This is a genomic window from Amycolatopsis sp. NPDC114505 (genome assembly GCF_055633615.1).
The window spans coordinates 308986-325595 of record NZ_JBVKDV010000007.1 but is presented as its reverse complement, the minus strand read 5'-3'; the positions used below and the strand labels follow the sequence as shown (position 1 = coordinate 325595).

Sequence of the window (16610 nt, the reverse complement as noted above, 5' to 3'; positions counted from 1 at the left end):
AGGCTCGCAGGAGTGGGTGCTTCGCGGAGTGCCCGCCCGAGTGCGCGCTGGCCGGGTGCTTGCCCCGCGGCGGGGCTGCCTGGGCTCACCGAGGCGGAGTACCGGGCCGCCAGTGAGCACTGACCTGCGGGTATGGGTTCGGTGGCCTCCTTCGGGTGCTGTTCGGTTGCTTCTGCTGGTGTTGAATGGGGTGATGTCCGTACACACCCACGACGACATCGACTGGGCGGATCGGCTCGCTCAGTTGCGCATGGCCGACTCGCTTGATGCCGGTGCGCTCGCGCCTGTCGCGGGGCGGTTGCTCGGGCTCCTGCCCGCGCGGCCGATCCTGCTCGATGTCGGGTGTGGGGCCGGTGGGATGAGCGTGCTCTTCGCGCGTGAGCTTGCCCGTCGGGACGGGGGCACCATCGTGCTCCTCGATGCGACCTCCGCGCTGCTGGCCGAGGCTCGTCGGGGCGTGACCGAGGCCGCCGGGACGAGTGTCGAGGTTGTCGGCGTGCACGGGGATCTTGCCGATCCGCGGTTGGCCGAACGGGTGCCCGTCGCTGATCTCGTGTGGGCCTCGGGCGTCGTGCACCACGTTGGTGATCAGCAGGCCGCCTTGTGCTCTCTCGCCCGCCTGCTGCGGCCCGGTGGAGTGCTTGCCATCGGCGAGGGCGGGCTCGAAATGCGGTGCCTCCCTTGGGATGTCGGGGTGGGACGGCCCGGGCTGGAACAACGGCTGCTCGCCGCGCGGGCCGAGTGGTTCGCCGGGATGCGGGCCGGGCTTCCGGGCAGCGTCGCCATGCCCTATGGCTGGCCGCGCGCTCTTCGCGAGGCCGGGCTCGAGGACGTCGAGTCGTTCGGTGCGCTCATCGATCACCCCATGCCGGGTTCGGACCTGCTGCGCGAGTACGTCGTGCATCGCGTCGGGTGGCTCGCCGAGTCTGCCGGGGACCGGCTCGATGCGGATGATCGCGCGGCCGTCACCGCGCTGACCGATCCCGACGGCCCGGACTTCCTTGCCCGCCGGGACGACCTGTTCCTCTTCGGTGCCAAGGCGATCCACTGTGGACGGTTGCCGTGAGCGCCCCGGAACCGGTCGCGTGCACGCGCTGTGGGCGCACCCGCGGCGCCGACGAGGCCTCGGCCACCGCGCTCGCCTGGGTGGCCAGTCGCGAGCGGGGCTCGCTGCGGTGGCTGTGCCCGGACTGCGCGCGGCAGCACGTGCGCGACATCGAGGGCAAGCTGCCCGACGAATACTGGTGATCGATCCGCGCTCCCGGCGACGCACGACTTGGTGAGGCTGTCATGCCGCATCGCCGACATGGGTCATCGGCACCGCACGGACCTTCGGACGCGGGGTTCGGGAGGCCTCGCCGAAGGCCAGGGCCAGTTCTCGCGCCACCTCGTGCGGGACCTGACGCAGCTGGCGGACGGTGCAGCGGACCAGGACGATCCCCGTCGCCGCCAATGCCAGATGTGAGAAGCCGCCGGTGCCGGGGCCGCAGCGGTATTGCCAGGCCAGGCCGATCTCGTCCCACCACCCGTCCGCCTCGCCGATACGCCGGCCCCGGCGGTCGCAGATCGTCACGTCCCAGTTCGGCGGTGGGAGGCGTGCCGTGTCCAGGACCCGCGTGGCCAGGCCGTGGGCCTGGATCGGGCCCTCGTCCAGCTCGCCGAGCACCTTCCGGACCGCGGCCGTGCCGCGCTGGGGTCCGTCGGCCAGCTCCGTCAGCAGCTCCTGCCGGTCGCACAGGCCCCAGTAGAGCGGGAGCGTCAGCAGGTGACGGATGCGCGCCGGGTCGGGCTCGGACCTCGCCAGATCGAGTGCCGCCCGTGACGGCGGTGCGAACGGCAGCCCGTCGACCACCGTCGGCGCCGGCAGCCGGGCCGTGCGGGCCGCGCTGACCCCTTCGCAGGACGCCACCCGGCAGTGGTCGGGCACCAGCAGCCGGATCTCGTCGTCCGCCGGGCACTTCACGCCGTGGGCCTGCAGTGCGTCGGCGCCGGTGATCACCACCCTCGGCCCGTAGCGCACCAGCGCGGCGTGCAGCAACTGCAGTCGCGTCGGGGCGCTGTTGCGCAGCAGGACGACACCGGGGTGCAGGCGGCGCCACGGCCCGCCGGGGCCGCAGAGCCGCCGGGTTCTTCGGTCGGACACCCCGGCCTTGCGCAGCTGTTCGAGGTTCATCACCTCGCACGAGCCGGGGTTACCGAGGGCCAGCGGATCAGTGCGTTGAGTAGCAGCCATGAATCGAGCATGAGGGCTCGGCCAACCGGGTGGAACCCCGTCTCCCGCAGCTGTGGACAACTCGCCGGAATCCGTCCGTTCGCGGACCGGCCTGTGGACAACTCAGGTGGCGAAACCGGGCTGCCAGCGCTCCACGATGCCGCGTGCCGGGATCTCCGCGTCGAGCTGGCACAGGATGCCCGTCGACCCCGCCGTCACCCGGTGGATCATCAGGTACTCGGGCGGCAGATTGAGCGACCGTCCGACCCGGAAGTCGTTGCCGCGGCTGTCGCCGACCCGCCACGCCTGCCGCTGCATCCACTTGCGCGTGAAATGGAACGTCGGCTCGGCCAGCGGCTCGGTGAACGGCGCCAGGTACGAGAGGACCTCGTCCGCCGTCAGGTCGCTGTCCGGCCGGATGAAGCGGTTCTCCCGCAGCAGGCGCATCAGGTCGGCGGACTCGCCGTCGAGGGCCAGCCTCGTCATCTCGCCCAAGTGGCGGGGGATGCCGTCGGGCAGCCGGGCCACGCCGCCGAAGTCGATGACGCACAGCCTGTCGTCGCCGGTGATCATGAAGTTGCCCGGGTGCGGGTCCGAGTGAAGTAGGTGGACGCGCTCGGGGGACGAGTAGTGGAACTCCGCCAGCAGCCGGCCCGCCAGGTTCCGCGTCTCGCGGTCGCCGTCCGCGATGACTTTCGACAACGGTGTGCCGGTCACCCACTCCGTCACGACGACCTTGGGCGCACTGGCCACCACCCGCGGCACGAGGATGCCGGGATCGCCCTCGAACGCCTTCGCGAAGGCGCGCTGGTGCTGGGCCTCGGCCTGGTAGTCGAGCTCCTCGTTCATGCGCTCGGCCAGCTCGGCCAGCAGCGGCTTGACCTCCGTGCCGGGCACGAACGCCTGGAACAGCCTGCTGAACCGCTGCAGCTGCCGAAGGTCGCTGCGCAACGCCTCGTCGGCGCCCGGGTACTGCACCTTGACCGCGACCTCGCGGCCGTCGTGCCAGACCGCGCGGTGCACCTGGCCGATGCTCGCGGCCGCCGCCGGCTCGTCGTCGAACGAGGCGAACCGGCTGCCCCACGTGCGCCCCAGCTGTTCGGCGAGCACGCGGTGGGTCTGCCGGACCGCCATCGGCGGCGCCGCGGCCTGCAGCTTCGTCAGCGCCTCGCGGTACGGCTTCGCCATGTCGTCCGGCACCGCCGCCTCGAACACGCTCAGCGCCTGGCCGAACTTCATCGCCCCGCCCTTGAGCGTGCCGAGCACCTCGAACAGCTGCTCGGCGGCCTTCGCCGAGAGCGTCGCGTTGACCTGCTCCGCGCTTTGCCCCGCCAGTCGCTTGCCCCACCCGCCGACCGCCCGGCCGGCGATCCCGAGCGGCAGACTGGCGAGCTTGGCGGTACGGGCGGCACCCTTGCGCGGCATCGCGGGGTCACGATCGCCTGGGTCGCGGAAGTCGGTCACCCCCGCGATTCTGCCTTGCGTCCTCGGCGGCGCGCAGCCTGCTCACGACGTCTTAGTGGCCTACGTCTCCTGTTGTGGCGCCGGAGCGCCGCAACCGCACCGCGGGTGCGGGGGCCAGCCGCGGTGGCGGATGCGGCCGTCGAAGGCGTCGATCTCGAGGGTCGCGTTCCAGGCCGGGGGCGCCGGCGTGGCGGGAGAGAGCAGCCGCATGGCCTGCGCGACGGCCAGCGACGCGCAGGCGTGGACCGCGCCGAGGTCGGGCCGCTGGTGCCGCCCGGTCAGCTGCCCGGCGACGCGGGGCCAGCACGGGTCGAGGTCGGTCCGGTGCAGGTCAGCGCAGCGAAGGCACGAACTGCGGCCCGGGACGACCAGCGGCCCGACGATGCCCGTCCCGTCGCGGACGCGGACGGCCATGTGCGGGACGCCGTCCTCCATCAGCGCGGTGACGACCTCCGGTGCGGGGACGACGGCGTCGGTGAGCAGCGCCAAGTCCGGGTAGCGGTCGTGCAGGCGGGTGACGCGGACCTCGGGATCGACGCGGCGGAGCAGGTCGCCGAGGGCTTGGCGCCGGGACCGGCCCAGGTCGGCTCCCGTGAAGCCGGTGCCCAGGTCGTGCTCGGTCACGGTGCCGCGCAGCTCCAGCTCGACGTGCCCGATCCCGGCGTTGGCCAGCAGCACGGCGACCGCGACCGCCACCCGGCCGTCGCCGTGCACCGTGACCGCCGTGGCGCGCCGCCGGTCGCTCAGTGCGGTCTGGTAGTGGCGGGCTCGCAGGGACCAGAAGCCGGTTTCGCCGCGGAGCCCCGGGCCGTCCGGGCGGCCCGCGTCGGTGACCAGGCCGAGCGCGGCCAGCTGCCGGAGGAGGGTCCGCAGCTGGTCGCGGTGTTCGCTCTCGGCGAGCAACAGCCGCTCGACGGGCTTGCTGCCGTCGAGTTTTCGCAGTCGCGCGACGAGGCCGGGTGGCAGGCCTTCGACGATCACGCCGTGGCGCGGGTCGAGCCCGAGCTGGATCTCGTGCGGGCCGCGTTCGAGCACCGTGATGCCCGGGAGCAGGGCGGGATGGGCCGGCAGGAGCACCGGAGGCATGTCCGCGGTGGAGAGGATCATGTCCGGAGGATGGCACCCGGCGGCGACGATCGAGCCCGGGAAGGCGTCGGATCGGCCGAGTTGTCCACAAGTGAAGAGGCCTGTGGACAACTCGGCTCTGTGACCTCAACGCGCTCGGAGTTGTCGGTGCCGGGCCTTACCGTTGTCGAGTGGTCGAAGCACAGATGCCCTCCCTGAGAGGCCGGGGGGAAACGAGCCCCCTGTCGGACACACCTGAACACAAGGTCGAAGTGCGGCGCAGCCAGCGCAGGCACCGGACGGTCACCGCGTATTGGAAGGACGACACGCTCATCGTCCTCATCCCCGCGCGCATGACCAGGGCGGAGGAGAAACACTGGGTCGCCGAGATGGAGCGCAAGCTGCAGCGCTCGGAACCACGTCGGCCGGCGCCCCCGAAGACGTCGGACGACGCCCTGCTGGCGCGCTGCGCGCTGCTGTCGGGCAAGTACCTGGGCGGCAACGCGGTGCCGGCGAGCGTCCGCTGGGTGCAGCCGATGCGCACGCGGTGGGCGTCCTGCACGCCGGTCGACGCGACCATCCGGGTCAGCGACCGGCTGCGGAAGGTCCCGCCGTGGGTGCTGGACTACGTGCTGGTGCACGAGCTGGCGCACCTGCGCGAGCCCGGGCACGACGCGGCGTTCTGGGCTTTGGTGCGGAAGTACCCGAAGACGGAACGCGCGATGGGATACCTCGAAGGTCTGGCGGCCGCCGCCGGCTGGGGGATCGACACCGAGTGCTGAGCGGGTGACGTGACCGGGGCGGTCCGCTGCGACGGGCCGCCCCGGCTGCGTGGACGGGCGGTCCGAGAGGCCGCATGCCTGGTGGGTCCGGCGTACCGGGACGGTCGGCTTGCGTGCCTGGAGGGGCATCACGCGTGATCAGAGAGGCATCACGCGTGTCTGGAGGGGCATCACGCGTGATTGGGTGGACGACACGCGTGCTTGGGCGGACGACACGCGTGCCTGGGTGGACGACACGGGCGGTGGGACGGGAACGGGCGCCTCGCGGAGCGAGGCGCCCGTTCTGCCGGACTGGGTTCAGCTGCGGCCTTCGCCGTCGCTTTCCTCCGGGTCCGGAGGGGTCTCCTTGGCCTTCTCGTCGCGCTTGGAACTCTCCGACTGCGCCGTGCGCTCCAGCTCCGCGATCGGGTCCAGGTCGTCGAGGGAACCCGTCTCGCCGACGCGGTCCGCGAAGTCGATCGGCTCGTCCAGGTCCTCCGCCGTCGGCATCAGGTCCGGGTGGGACCACAGGCCGTCGCGCTTCTCCAGGCCGTGACGGTCGCCGACCAGCTTCCACAGGTTCGACGCGTCCCTCATGCGGCGGGGGCGCAGCTCCAGGCCGACCAGCGTGGCGAACGTCTGCTCGGCCGGGCCGCCCGTCGCGCGGCGGCGGCGCAGGGTCTCGCGCAGCGCGTCCGCTCCCGGGAGGCGGTCGCCGACCGCGTCGGCCACCACCACGTCGACCCAGCCCTCGACCAGGGCGAGCAGCGTCTCCAAGCGCCTGAGCGCCGCCTTCTGCTCGTCGGTCGTCTGGGGCTCCAGCAGCCCGGACGACATCGCCTCTTCGATGCTCGCCGGGTTGGCCGGGTCGATCCGGCCGGCCAGCGACTCGAGGGCCGACGTGTCCACCGAGATGCCGTGCGCGAACTCCTCGACCGTCGCCAGCAGGCGCTGCCGCAGCCACGGCACGTGCGTGAACAGCCGCTGGTGCGCGGCCTCGCGCGCGGCCAGGAACACCAGGATCTCGCTGTTCGGCAGCTCCAGGCCCTCGGCGAACTTCTCGATGTTCGCAGGCAGCAGCGCCGATGTCCCGGCCGGGGCCAGGGGCAGGCCGATCTCGGACGCCGTCAGCATCTCCTGGGCGAGCTGCGCCAGCGCCTGGCCGAGCTGCGACCCGAAGGCCATCCCGCCCATCTGCCCCATCATCTGCAGCAGCGGGCCGGCGGCTTCCTTGGCCTCCGCGGGCAGCGCCTCCATCCAGGCGCCGGACACCTGGCGGGCGACCGGGTCGCAGAGCCGCTGCCACGTCGGCAGTGTCTTCTCCACCCAGGTGCGCGGCGACCAGGCGACCGCCGACGTCGCGCCGGCCGGGAACTGGGTGCCCGCGTCCAGCCACAGCTCGGCGAGGTGGGCGGCGTCGCGGACCGCGGCGTTCGAGTCGTCTCCACCGGAGAAGCCGAGACGGCTTTCGCCGGTGTTGCCGGCGCTGCCCAGGCTCTGGAGGGCGATCTGCTTGGCGAGGTCGTAGTTCACCGGCCCGCTGGAAGTACCGGCCTGGCTGAGCATCTGGCCCAGCTGGCTCAGCATCTGCCCGAGCTGGTTGAAGGCCTCGGCACCGGATGGTTCCGAAGGCTCGTTCTCACCTCGTTTGTCGGGATCGGAAGGTCCGAAGCCGAACGGGGGTTTGCTCATGCGTCCACCGTACGCGGGTCGGGAAGGCTCAAGCGCGTCATGTGCGTGGCCTTCACCGAGAAGCGAACACGGTCACCGTACGCTGTCGGTCGTGACCAAGTCCTCCGAGCAGACCGCCCCCGCGAAGAGCAGCCCGGACCCCGGTGCCGAGGCCGGTGGCGACGCCCGGCGGATGACCCGCCGCGGCTGGACGCTCGTGGTCAGCGGCTCGCTGTTCCTCGTCTTCGTGGTGCTCGGTCTGGTCGTGCCGGTGCCGTTCGTGGCGATCAGCCCCGGCCCGACCTACGACACGCTGGGTCGCGACGCCGCGGGCAACCCGGTCATCCAGGTCACCGGTCACGAGACCCACCCGACGACCGGCGAGCTGCGGATGACGACCGTCTCGCTGCACGACGGCGTCACGCTCTTCCAGGGCCTCGGCTTCTGGGCCAGCGGCCGCTACGCGCTCGCGCCGCGCGAGGAGTACTTCAAGCCGGGCGAGACGAACGAGCAGGTCAAGCAGGAGAACATCCAGCAGCTGCAGGACTCGCAGTCGAACGCCCAGGTCGCCGCCCTGCGCAAGCTCGGCTACCCGATCAAGGTGCTGGCGAAGCAGATCGTCTCCGGCAGCCCGGCCGACCACGTGCTCGCCCCCGGCGACAAGCTGATCACGGTGAACGGCAAGAAGATCGTCGAGGCCGCCGACGTCCGCGCCGCGCTGGCCGGCACCCTGCCGGGCCAGACCGTCCAGATCACCTTCCAGTCGGACGGTCAGCCGGAGCGCACCGTGCCGCTCACGCTCGCTTCGCGCCCCGACCGCAAGGAGGGCTTCGTCGGCCTCACCGCGGTCGACCGCGCCGAGGCGCCGTTCAACGTCAACATCTCCCTGCAGGACGTCGGCGGCCCGTCGGCCGGGCTGATGTTCACCCTCGCGATCATCGACCGCCTCAAGGGTGACGACATCGCGGGCGGCCGCCACATCGCCGGCACCGGCGAGATCACCGAGACCGGCGAGGTCGACCCGATCGGCGGGATCTCGTTCAAGGTCGTCGGCGCGCGCGAGGCCGGCGCCACCGACTTCCTGGTGCCCGAGCACAACTGCGCCGAGGCGAAGAGCACCGCGCCGGACGGGCTCAACCTCATCAAGGTGTCCACACTGGACGACGCGCTCGCGCAGCTGGCCAACCTGAAGGCGGGCCGCCCGACGACCTCCTGCTAGGGGAGGAGCGTCGCCTTGAGGGCCTCGAGGAGGTTCGGGGCGAGGTCGGGGCTCTCGACGATCTCGTCGATCGACTCGTCGGTGCCCTCGGCCGTGCCGATCCCGCGCAGCCGCATGACGCACGCGCCGTCGCCCTCGCGCAGGACCGCGGCCACCAGGCGGGCCTCCGTCCGCTGCGGGTGGTCGGCGGCCGCGCGGCGCAGGCTCTCCGCGTCGGCTTCCGTGACGTCCGGCAGCTCCGACTCCGAGCCCGGCGGCAGCACGATGATCTCCTGGGCGAGCGCGCACCCGATCACCAGATCGGGCCACGCGATCCGGGCCAGCGCGTCGGCGAGGTCGCCCTCGGGCAGCGCTTCCTGGGCCACCGGCGTCAGCGGGTTCGCCCGATCGAGCTGGCCCGCCAGCTCCGGCTGCTCGTCCAGCAGCGCCGCGGTCGGCACCAGCGCGAACAGCTGCGGCGGCTGGTCCCAGCCGTTCGCGGCCATGAAGTCCTCGATCTCGCGCGCGAGAGCGGCCACCCCGGCCTGCTGCGATTCCATGGGGACATCGTGTCAGGCCCCTCCGCGCGACCACGCCGCGAGTCCGATTCGGGCGGGTCCCGGGAACTTCCCACGGCATCCGTAGAGTTAGGGAATCAGGGGGCGCGAGCGCCCCTGTTCAAGTGCTGACGAATGACAGGAGCGTGCACCGTGGCGACTCGGCCCCCGGTGAGCCTGCCGAAGCTGTCCCGGCGGAGCCGGATCCTCCTCATCATCGCCGCGGTGATCGTGCTGGCGCTCCTGCTCGGAGCCCGCTTGCTCGACACGTACGTCGACTGGTTGTGGTTCGGTGAAGTGGGTGCCCGGTCGGTGTTCACCACCCAGGTGGTCACCCGCGTGATCCTGTTCTTCGCCGTCGGGTTGCTCGTCGGCGGTGCGCTCGCGGTCAGCCTGATGATCGCCTACCGCACCCGCCCGGTGTTCGTGCCGATCTCCGGCGCCGACGACCCGCTGGCCCGCTACCGGTCCGCGATCGTCGCGCGCATCCGCCTCTTCGGCATCGGGATCCCGGCGCTCACCGGCCTCATCGCCGGGCTGTCCGCCCAGGGCGACTGGCAGGTCGTGCAGCTGTTCCTCAACGGCACCTCGTTCGGCCAGACCGATCCCGAGTTCGGCAACGACGTCGGCTTCTACGCCTTCGACCTGCCGTTCTTCAACTGGCTGCTCGGCTGGCTGTTCATCACCGTCGTCATCTCCTTCTTCGGTGCGCTGATCTCGCACTACGTCTTCGGCGGCATCCGGCTGGCCGGCAAGGGCGGGCAGCTCGCCGGCCCGACCCGCGCGCAGCTCGCCATCACCGTCGGCCTCTTCGTGCTGCTGAAGGCGGCCGAGTACTTCCTCGACCGGTACAACCTGCTGCTGTCCGACCGGGGCATGCCGCTGTTCGTCGGTGCGACCTACACCGACCTGAACGCGGTCCTGCCGGCCAAGCTGATCCTGCTGTGCATCTCGGTGATCTGCGCGATCGCGTTCTTCGCCGGTGCCTTCCTGCGCAACCTGCAGCTGCCGGCGATCGCCCTGGTGCTGCTGATCCTGTCGAGCATCCTGGTCGGCGTCGCGTGGCCCGCGATCCTCGACCAGTTCTCGGTGAAGCCGAACGCGAACGAGAAGGAAGCGACGTCCATCCAGCGCAACATGGACGCCACGCGCCGCGCCTTCGGCCTCACCGACGTCCAGTACCAGCCGTACACGGGCAACGCGTCGGCCACGCCGGAGCAGCTCAAGGCCGACACCGGGACGATGTCGAACATCCGGCTGCTCGACCCGAACATCCTCTCCGACACCTTCACCCAGCGCGTCGGCCGCGAGAACTTCTACGGCTTCCCGGCCAAGCTCGACATCGACCGCTACACCGTCAGCGGCACCACGCAGGACTACATCGTCGCCGCCAAGGAGATCAAGACCGAGGGCCTGACCGGCAACCAGACCAGCTGGATCAACAAGCACCTCGTCTACACCCACGGCAACGGCTTCGTCGCCGCGCCCGCCAACACGATCGACCGCGCGGTCAAGGACGCCAACTCCGACGGCGGCTACCCGATCGCGACCACCAGCGACACGCAGAACCCGGCCGGCGCCGGTTCGCCGGCCCCGGGCCAGCCCGGCATCGAGGTCAAGGAACCCCGCATCTACTACGGGGAACTGTCCGCCGCGGACTCCGACTACGCGATCGTCGGAGGTACCACCGGCAACGCGCCCGGCGAGTACGACACCGCCACCGACCGCTACACCTACAAGGGCACCGGCGGCGTCTCCGTCGACAACTGGTTCAACCGCCTGGCCTTCGCGGCCGAGTACGGCGAACGCAACATCCTGTTCTCCGACGCCATCGGCGACAACTCGAAGATCATGTACAACCGCGACCCGCGCGAGCGCGTCAGCAAGGTCGCGCCGTGGCTGACCCTCGACGGCGACCCGTACCCCGCGGTCGTCGACGGCAAGATCCAGTGGATCATCGACGGCTACACGACGATCAACAACTTCCCGTACTCGCAGCAGACGCAGCTCGGCGCGGCCACCAACGACTCGCTCAACGGCGTCGCGCGCCAGGCCAACAGCTCGATCAACTACATCCGGAACTCGGTCAAGGCCACGGTCGACGCCTTCAACGGCACGGTCAACCTGTACTCGATCGACGACAAGGAACCGGTCCTCAACGCGTGGGAGAAGGTCTTCCCCGGGCTCGTGAAGCCGAGCTCCGAGATCTCGCCGGACCTGCGGTCGCACTTCCGCTACCCCGAGGACCTCTTCAAGATCCAGCGTGAGCTGCTGTCGCGCTACCACGTCAGCAACCCGCAGGAGTTCTACTCGCAGCAGGCGTTCTGGAGCGTCCCGCAGGACCCGACGGCCGAGGGCGGCTCCAACCCGGCCGCGGCCGGCGCGGCCAACCAGCCCGGTTACTACGTCCTCGCGGACACGCCTGGCCAGAGCAAACCGACGTTCCAGCTGACCAGCTCGCTCACCGGTCTGCAGCGGCAGTACCTCGCGTCCTGGATGTCGGTCTCCTCGGATCCGAACGACTACGGGAAGATCCGCGTCCTCCAGCTACCCAGCGCGGCGACCGGAGCCACCCAGGTCGACGGTCCGGTCCAAGTCCAGAACCGGTTCCAGAGCGATCCACGGGTGGCGCAGGACCGGACGCTCTTCAACAACCCCAACGTCATCCCGATCTACGGCAACCTGATCACGCTGCCGGTCGCGCAGGGCTTCCTGTACGTGGAGCCCGTGTACATCCGGCAGCGCAACCAGAACAGCTATCCACAGCTGGCCAGGGTGCTCGTCTCGTACGGACCGAAGGTCGGCTACGGCGCGACGCTCCAGGAAGCCCTGGATCAGATCTTCGGCGCGGGCAGCGGTGAGGCGACGACCACGCCGCCTCAGGCGGGCCAGCCGACGACCACCCCGCCGACGACACCCACGACCACGCCGACCACGACGCCACCCAACACCGGGGGCGGCAACGCGGCACTCGACAAGGCCGTGACGGACATCCAGTCGGCCATCGCGAAGCTCAAGGCGGCCCAGCAGTCCGGGAACTTCACGGACCAGGGTGCGGCTCTGGCGGCCCTGGATGCCGCGGCGAGGGAGTACGAAGCGGCCAAGACGGCGGCGCCGGGGACCAGCACCCCGCCGCCAAGTTCGCAGCCTGGAGGGTGACGTCAGTTACCTAAGTGGCACCTGCTTTGCACCTCCTGGAAACAGGGGCGTAAGGTAGGTACTACGACGCGGGGTGGAGCAGCTCGGTAGCTCGCTGGGCTCATAACCCAGAGGTCGCAGGTTCAAATCCTGTCCCCGCTACAGACGGGAAGCGCGGTTGGCGAAGTTGGCCAACCGCGCTTTTTCGTGCGTCAGGCGAGCCAGCCGGCGACGGATCCCGTTGTCGAAGCGACGTAACCGTCCGGGCGGACCAGGATCGTCGTCAGGTCGGGCCAGGGGAGTTCGGGGACTTCGGCTACGACTACCGCCGGGTGGGGTGGTGCTGCCGGGGTTTTCGTCAGCAGGACGAACTTTCCACTGTGGAACAGGTCGCTCGCGAAGCCGTTGCCCAGCTTGAAGTCCGGGAGACGGGCGCCCGCCGCCGGGTGGGGTTCCGGCCCCTCGTAGCGGATGTCCAGGCCCGAGACCATTCCCGACAGCTTGTGCTGGACCTCCGGGAGGGCCGTCAGGTCGCGGAACAGCGCGCGCAGGGCCAGCTGGTCCGGGGTCAGGGGGATCAGGGCGTTCTGGGCCGCCACGTTCTGCAGCACGCCGTTCGCCACCGCGCGGCGCTCCGTCTCGTACGTGTCCAGCAGACCCGCCGGGGCTCGGCCGGCCAGCTCCGCCGCCAGCTTCCAGCCCAGGTTCATCGCGTCCTGGACACCCAGGTTCAGGCCCTGGCCGCCGGCCGGGAAGTGGGTGTGCGCCGCGTCGCCCGCCAGGAGCACCCGGCCCACCCGGTACTTCGCCGCCAGGCGGCTGTCGTCCGAGAACCGCGATAGCCAGCGGATCTCTTCGATTTCCGCTTCCTCGCCGAAGCGTTCGCGAACCGCCGCGCGGACTTCCTCCTCCGGCACCGCGGCGCGGAGGTCGTCCGGGCGGTTCAGGCGATCGCCGTAGCTGAGGCGGTACAGGTTCGGCTCGCCCAGCGGGATCAGGCCGATGAACTTCCCCGGGCTGAGCGACGTCACCATGTTCCCCATCGACCGCCACTCCGTCGGCGCGCCCGGCGGGGTCGCCCGGAACAGGACGTCCGCCGAGACGCCGTGGCCGCGGCCTTCGATCCCCTCGAACGGCAGGTTCAGGGCCTTGCGGACCGCGCTGCGGCCGCCGTCGCAGCCCACCAGGTACGCCGCGCGCACCCGGAGGTCGCCCGCCGTGACCGTCACGCCGGCTGCGTCCTGCTCGAAGCAGGTCAGCTCGTGGCCGCGCAGCACCTTCACGCCCTGCTCGGCCAGCCGCTCCTCCAGCGCCGCCTCGACCTGCGCCTGCGGGATGCCGACCTGGTACGGGTGCCGCGTGTCCCAGCCGGTGTAGCTCACCGGGATCACCGCGAAGTGTCCGTCCGCGACAGTCGCGAACGACCGCTGCTCCGCCCGGCCCAGCAGGCCGCGCAGATCGAGAACCTCCGCCGTGCGCGGCTGCAGGTTCAGCGCCTTCGACAGACCCGTCCGCTCGTGCATCCGCTCGAGCACGTGAACGTCCACTCCGGCCAGTGCCAGCTCGTTCGCCAGCATCAGCCCGGTCGGTCCCGCCCCCGCGACGACCACCTCGGCGTTCAGCTCGTTCATCCCCAGCTCCTTAACAACGTTAAATTGACCTGACCCGAGGATGCCCTTAACATCGTTAAATTGTCAAGCGAGCACTGCGAGGAGAACCGGGAACATGGCCCTGACCAGGCAGGACATCGCGCGCTCGGGGCTGAAGCTGCTCAACGAGGCCGGCCTCAACGGGCTCACGCTGCGGCTGATCGCCGCCGATCTCGGGGTCAAGGCGCCGGCGCTCTACTGGCACATGAAGAACAAGCAGGAGCTCCTCGACGAGATGGCGACGCAGATGTACCGCGACTCGGCGGAGGACCGGCGGCCGCCCGAGTCGCTGGGGGAGTGGGAGGCCGTCGCGCACGGCGCGCGGGCGCTGCGCCGGATGATGCTGTCCTACCGCGACGGCGGGAAGGTTTTCGCGGGCACCTACCTCGGCGACACCGGATCGGTCGGGCCGAGTCCCCTGCGGCGGAGCATCGAAGCCGGGCTGGACGAGCGCCGGGCGAGCCAGGCGCTGTTCACCGTCTACAGCTACGTCGTCGGCTTCACCATCGAAGAGCAGGCGGTCTACCCGGTGCCGGGCCAGTTGGACGAGCGGTACCGCAGCGAGGCGGCCGGGGACCTGCTCGCCGACGTCGGCTCGCGGTTCGAGGACGGCCTGGAGATGGTCCTCAGTGGAGCACGCATGTGGCTCGAGGCGAAGTAACGCCTGGTCAGCCGGTTTGGAGACCCCGGTGAAAAGCCGATGGCCACCCCGTGTAATCTATTCAAGTACCACAACGGCGCGGGGTGGAGCAGCTCGGTAGCTCGCTGGGCTCATAACCCAGAGGTCGCAGGTTCAAATCCTGTCCCCGCTACCACCAAGAGGCACGTTCTCGGAAATTCGGGAACGTGCCTCTTTTGTCATGTTCGCACGAGTTTCACTGCCGACTTTTCCGCGAAACTGTCGAATCACTGCGGATCCCACGATGTGAACGCCGTTTCCGTGCGGTTGCGGTGCGTGTCCGGAGTCGGCCAAGCCGGGGAGGGGCGCCCGGCGGACTCACCTGCCTGGCGGCGTCGGAGCGTCTCGCGTGCGGCTGGTTGGACCAAAGTGCCGCCCCGGTGGTTGCACAGCGTGTCCGGGTCCACAGTGGACCTGGTCGCATTGGGCCGAACGAGGGGATCTCACTAGCCACAATGGACAGATCTGCTGACCACTGTGGACACAGCGGCCGATAAGTGGGAATCTAGGGGACGTGTCCGAATTGAATGCAACAGCCGCCGCCCTCCTCGGTCTGCTCCACGACGGTCCCGCCACCGGCGGGCAGCTCGTCGCGGGAGCGGGTGACCGATTCGGCGCCTTCTTCAGCGTCACCCGCAGCCAGGTGTACCGGGAGCTCCCGGCGCTGTCCAAAGAAGGTCTCGTCCGGCTCGGCAAGCAGGGCCCGCGGTCCAGCCAGCAGTACCTGATCACCGCCGCCGGCAAGAAGGCCTTCAAGGCCTGGCTGACGTCCGAGGCCGGTCCCGACCACTTGCGCAGTCCGCTCATCCTGCGGCTCGTGCACGCGGCGTCGCTGACCGCGAAGCAGCGCCAGGTGCTGCTCGACTCGGCCCGGACGAGCTACGGCCAGCAGCTCGACGACGCGAAGGCGGCCACCAAGGCCGCCGACGGGCCGTACGAGAAGGCCGTCGCCGAGTTCGCCCAGGCTCAGGCCAAGGCCGCGCTGAAGCTGCTCGACGCCATCCCCGCGGCCTGAAGTTCGCGCGCCCACGACCGGCCCTCGCGACCGGTCGTGGGTTTTGCCGTAACCTCGACAAACGTGAGTGATGAGTTCGACGCGGCACTGAGGGACCTGACCGGCAAGCTGACGCAGATCGAGTCGGTGATGGACCTGGACGCGCTGCGTGCCCAGGTGGCCGACCTCGAGCAGCAGGCTTCGAGCCCGACGCTCTGGGACGACCCGGAGGCGGCGCAGAAGGTCACCAGCCAGCTCTCGCACCGGCAGAGCGAGCTGCGGCGGGTCAGCGAGCTGCGCCAGCGGCTCGACGACCTCGGCGTGCTGTACGAGCTCGCCGCGGACGAGGGCGACTCCGGCAGCATGGGCGAGGCGGAGACCGAGCTGGCCGACCTGGGGAAGGCCATCGACGGCCTCGAGGTCCGTACCCTGCTCTCCGGTGAGTACGACGCCCGCAACGCCGTCGTCACGATCCGCTCCGAAGCGGGCGGCGTCGACGCCGCGGACTTCGCCGAGATGCTGCTCCGCATGTACCTGCGCTGGGCCGAGCGCCACGGCTACCCGACCGACGTCTACGACATCTCCTACGCCGAAGAAGCGGGCATCAAGTCGGCGACGTTCAACGTCACCGCCCCCTACGTCTACGGCACCCTCTCGGTCGAGCAGGGCACCCACCGGCTCGTCCGGATCTCGCCGTTCGACAACCAGGGCCGGCGCCAGACGTCGTTCGCGCACGTCGAGGTGCTGCCCGAGGTCGAAGAGGTCGACCACGTCGACATCGCGGAGAAGGACATCCGCGTCGACGTCTACCGCTCGTCGGGTCCCGGCGGCCAGAGCGTCAACACGACCGACTCCGCGGTGCGCATCACACACCTGCCGACCGGCATCGTCGTCTCCTGCCAGAACGAGAAGTCGCAGCTGCAGAACAAGGCGGCCGCGCTCAAGGTCCTCCAGGCCCGGCTGATGCTGCGGAAGAAGGAAGAAGAGCGCGCCGAGATGGACGCGCTCAAGGACGGCGGCTCCAGCTGGGGCAACCAGATGCGCTCCTACGTGCTGCACCCGTACCAGATGGTGAAGGACCTGCGGACCGAGTTCGAGGTCGGCAACCCGTCCGCGGTGCTCGACGGCGAGATCGACGGCTTCCTCGACGCCGGCATCCGCTGGCGGAAGCAGACGGCCACCGTCTGATCGACGCGTGGGCGGGTGGCCGGCGCACCGCGTC

At 70.5% G+C, this 16610-nt stretch carries 14 protein-coding genes and 2 tRNA genes; 10 read left to right on the top strand and 6 right to left on the bottom strand.

Annotated elements, in window-relative coordinates:
- Positions 1-193: 193 nt before the first annotated feature.
- Together ACZ7OU_RS50265 and ACZ7OU_RS50260 are read left to right on the top strand one after the other, a co-directional pair.
- Positions 194-1066 (top strand): class I SAM-dependent methyltransferase, encoded by an 873-nt coding sequence (locus ACZ7OU_RS50265; RefSeq protein ID WP_470260790.1) that lies wholly within the window; start codon positions 194-196, stop codon positions 1064-1066.
- Positions 1063-1248 (top strand): hypothetical protein, encoded by a 186-nt coding sequence (locus ACZ7OU_RS50260; RefSeq protein WP_470260775.1) that lies wholly within the window; start codon positions 1063-1065, stop codon positions 1246-1248. The genes ACZ7OU_RS50265 and ACZ7OU_RS50260 overlap by 4 nt, the downstream gene beginning before the upstream one ends.
- 40 nt (positions 1249-1288) lie before the next feature.
- Here the strand turns inward: ACZ7OU_RS50260 and ACZ7OU_RS50255 are convergent, their stop codons facing one another.
- From ACZ7OU_RS50255 to ACZ7OU_RS50245, 3 genes are all read right to left on the bottom strand, one after another.
- The gene (locus tag ACZ7OU_RS50255) at positions 1289-2173 is read right to left on the bottom strand and encodes a hypothetical protein (RefSeq protein ID WP_470245705.1); all 885 of its coding nucleotides are present in this window, start codon (positions 2171-2173) and stop codon (positions 1289-1291) included.
- A gap of 162 nt (positions 2174-2335) precedes the next feature.
- Positions 2336-3676 (bottom strand): ABC1 kinase family protein, encoded by a 1341-nt coding sequence (locus ACZ7OU_RS50250; RefSeq protein WP_470260774.1) that lies wholly within the window; start codon positions 3674-3676, stop codon positions 2336-2338.
- Positions 3677-3736: 60 nt separating this feature from the next.
- Positions 3737-4783, bottom strand: a complete 1047-nt coding sequence (locus ACZ7OU_RS50245) for a ThiF family adenylyltransferase (RefSeq protein ID WP_470260773.1) — start codon at positions 4781-4783, stop codon at positions 3737-3739.
- 230 nt (positions 4784-5013) lie between these two features.
- Between ACZ7OU_RS50245 and ACZ7OU_RS50240 the strand changes: the two genes are divergently transcribed.
- Positions 5014-5523, top strand: coding sequence for a M48 metallopeptidase family protein (locus tag ACZ7OU_RS50240; RefSeq protein ID WP_470245660.1), 510 nt, complete (start codon positions 5014-5016; stop codon positions 5521-5523).
- 297 nt (positions 5524-5820) lie between these two features.
- Here the strand turns inward: ACZ7OU_RS50240 and ACZ7OU_RS50235 are convergent, their stop codons facing one another.
- Positions 5821-7194, bottom strand: coding sequence for a zinc-dependent metalloprotease (locus ACZ7OU_RS50235; RefSeq protein WP_470260772.1), 1374 nt, complete (start codon positions 7192-7194; stop codon positions 5821-5823).
- A 91-nt stretch (positions 7195-7285) separates the two neighbouring features.
- On the opposite strand from ACZ7OU_RS50235, the gene ACZ7OU_RS50230 reads away from it, so the two are divergent.
- Positions 7286-8392, top strand: a complete 1107-nt coding sequence (locus tag ACZ7OU_RS50230) for a YlbL family protein (protein WP_470260771.1) — start codon at positions 7286-7288, stop codon at positions 8390-8392.
- Here ACZ7OU_RS50230 and ACZ7OU_RS50225 read toward each other — a convergent pair.
- The gene (locus tag ACZ7OU_RS50225) at positions 8389-8931 is read right to left on the bottom strand and encodes a PPA1309 family protein (protein WP_470260770.1); all 543 of its coding nucleotides are present in this window, start codon (positions 8929-8931) and stop codon (positions 8389-8391) included. The genes ACZ7OU_RS50230 and ACZ7OU_RS50225 overlap by 4 nt on opposite strands.
- A gap of 150 nt (positions 8932-9081) precedes the next feature.
- Here ACZ7OU_RS50225 and ACZ7OU_RS50220 point away from each other — a divergent pair, with 150 nt between their 5' ends.
- A complete protein-coding gene (locus ACZ7OU_RS50220; RefSeq protein ID WP_470260769.1) occupies positions 9082-12087 on the top strand; it encodes a UPF0182 family protein in 3006 nt (1001 codons plus the stop codon).
- A gap of 67 nt (positions 12088-12154) precedes the next feature.
- Positions 12155-12228, top strand: a tRNA-Met gene (locus tag ACZ7OU_RS50215).
- Positions 12229-12278: 50 nt separating this feature from the next.
- Here ACZ7OU_RS50215 and ACZ7OU_RS50210 read toward each other — a convergent pair.
- The gene (locus tag ACZ7OU_RS50210) at positions 12279-13697 is read right to left on the bottom strand and encodes an FAD-dependent monooxygenase (protein WP_470260768.1); all 1419 of its coding nucleotides are present in this window, start codon (positions 13695-13697) and stop codon (positions 12279-12281) included.
- Between the two features lie 94 nt (positions 13698-13791).
- Here ACZ7OU_RS50210 and ACZ7OU_RS50205 point away from each other — a divergent pair, with 94 nt between their 5' ends.
- From ACZ7OU_RS50205 to prfB, 4 genes are all read left to right on the top strand, one after another.
- Positions 13792-14376 carry a TetR/AcrR family transcriptional regulator C-terminal domain-containing protein gene (locus ACZ7OU_RS50205; protein WP_470260767.1) on the top strand — a complete coding sequence of 195 codons (585 nt, stop codon included), beginning with the start codon at positions 13792-13794 and terminating at the stop codon, positions 14374-14376.
- Positions 14377-14453: 77 nt separating this feature from the next.
- Positions 14454-14530: transfer RNA gene (locus ACZ7OU_RS50200), tRNA-Met, on the top strand.
- A 378-nt stretch (positions 14531-14908) separates the two neighbouring features.
- Complete coding sequence (locus ACZ7OU_RS50195; RefSeq protein ID WP_470245653.1) at positions 14909-15409, top strand: PadR family transcriptional regulator; 501 nt, start codon at positions 14909-14911, stop codon at positions 15407-15409.
- Between the two features lie 63 nt (positions 15410-15472).
- On the top strand, positions 15473-16576 hold the full coding sequence (prfB, locus tag ACZ7OU_RS50190) for a peptide chain release factor 2 (RefSeq protein WP_470245652.1): 1104 nt from the start codon (positions 15473-15475) through the stop codon (positions 16574-16576).
- The last annotated feature ends 34 nt before the right edge of the window (positions 16577-16610 follow it).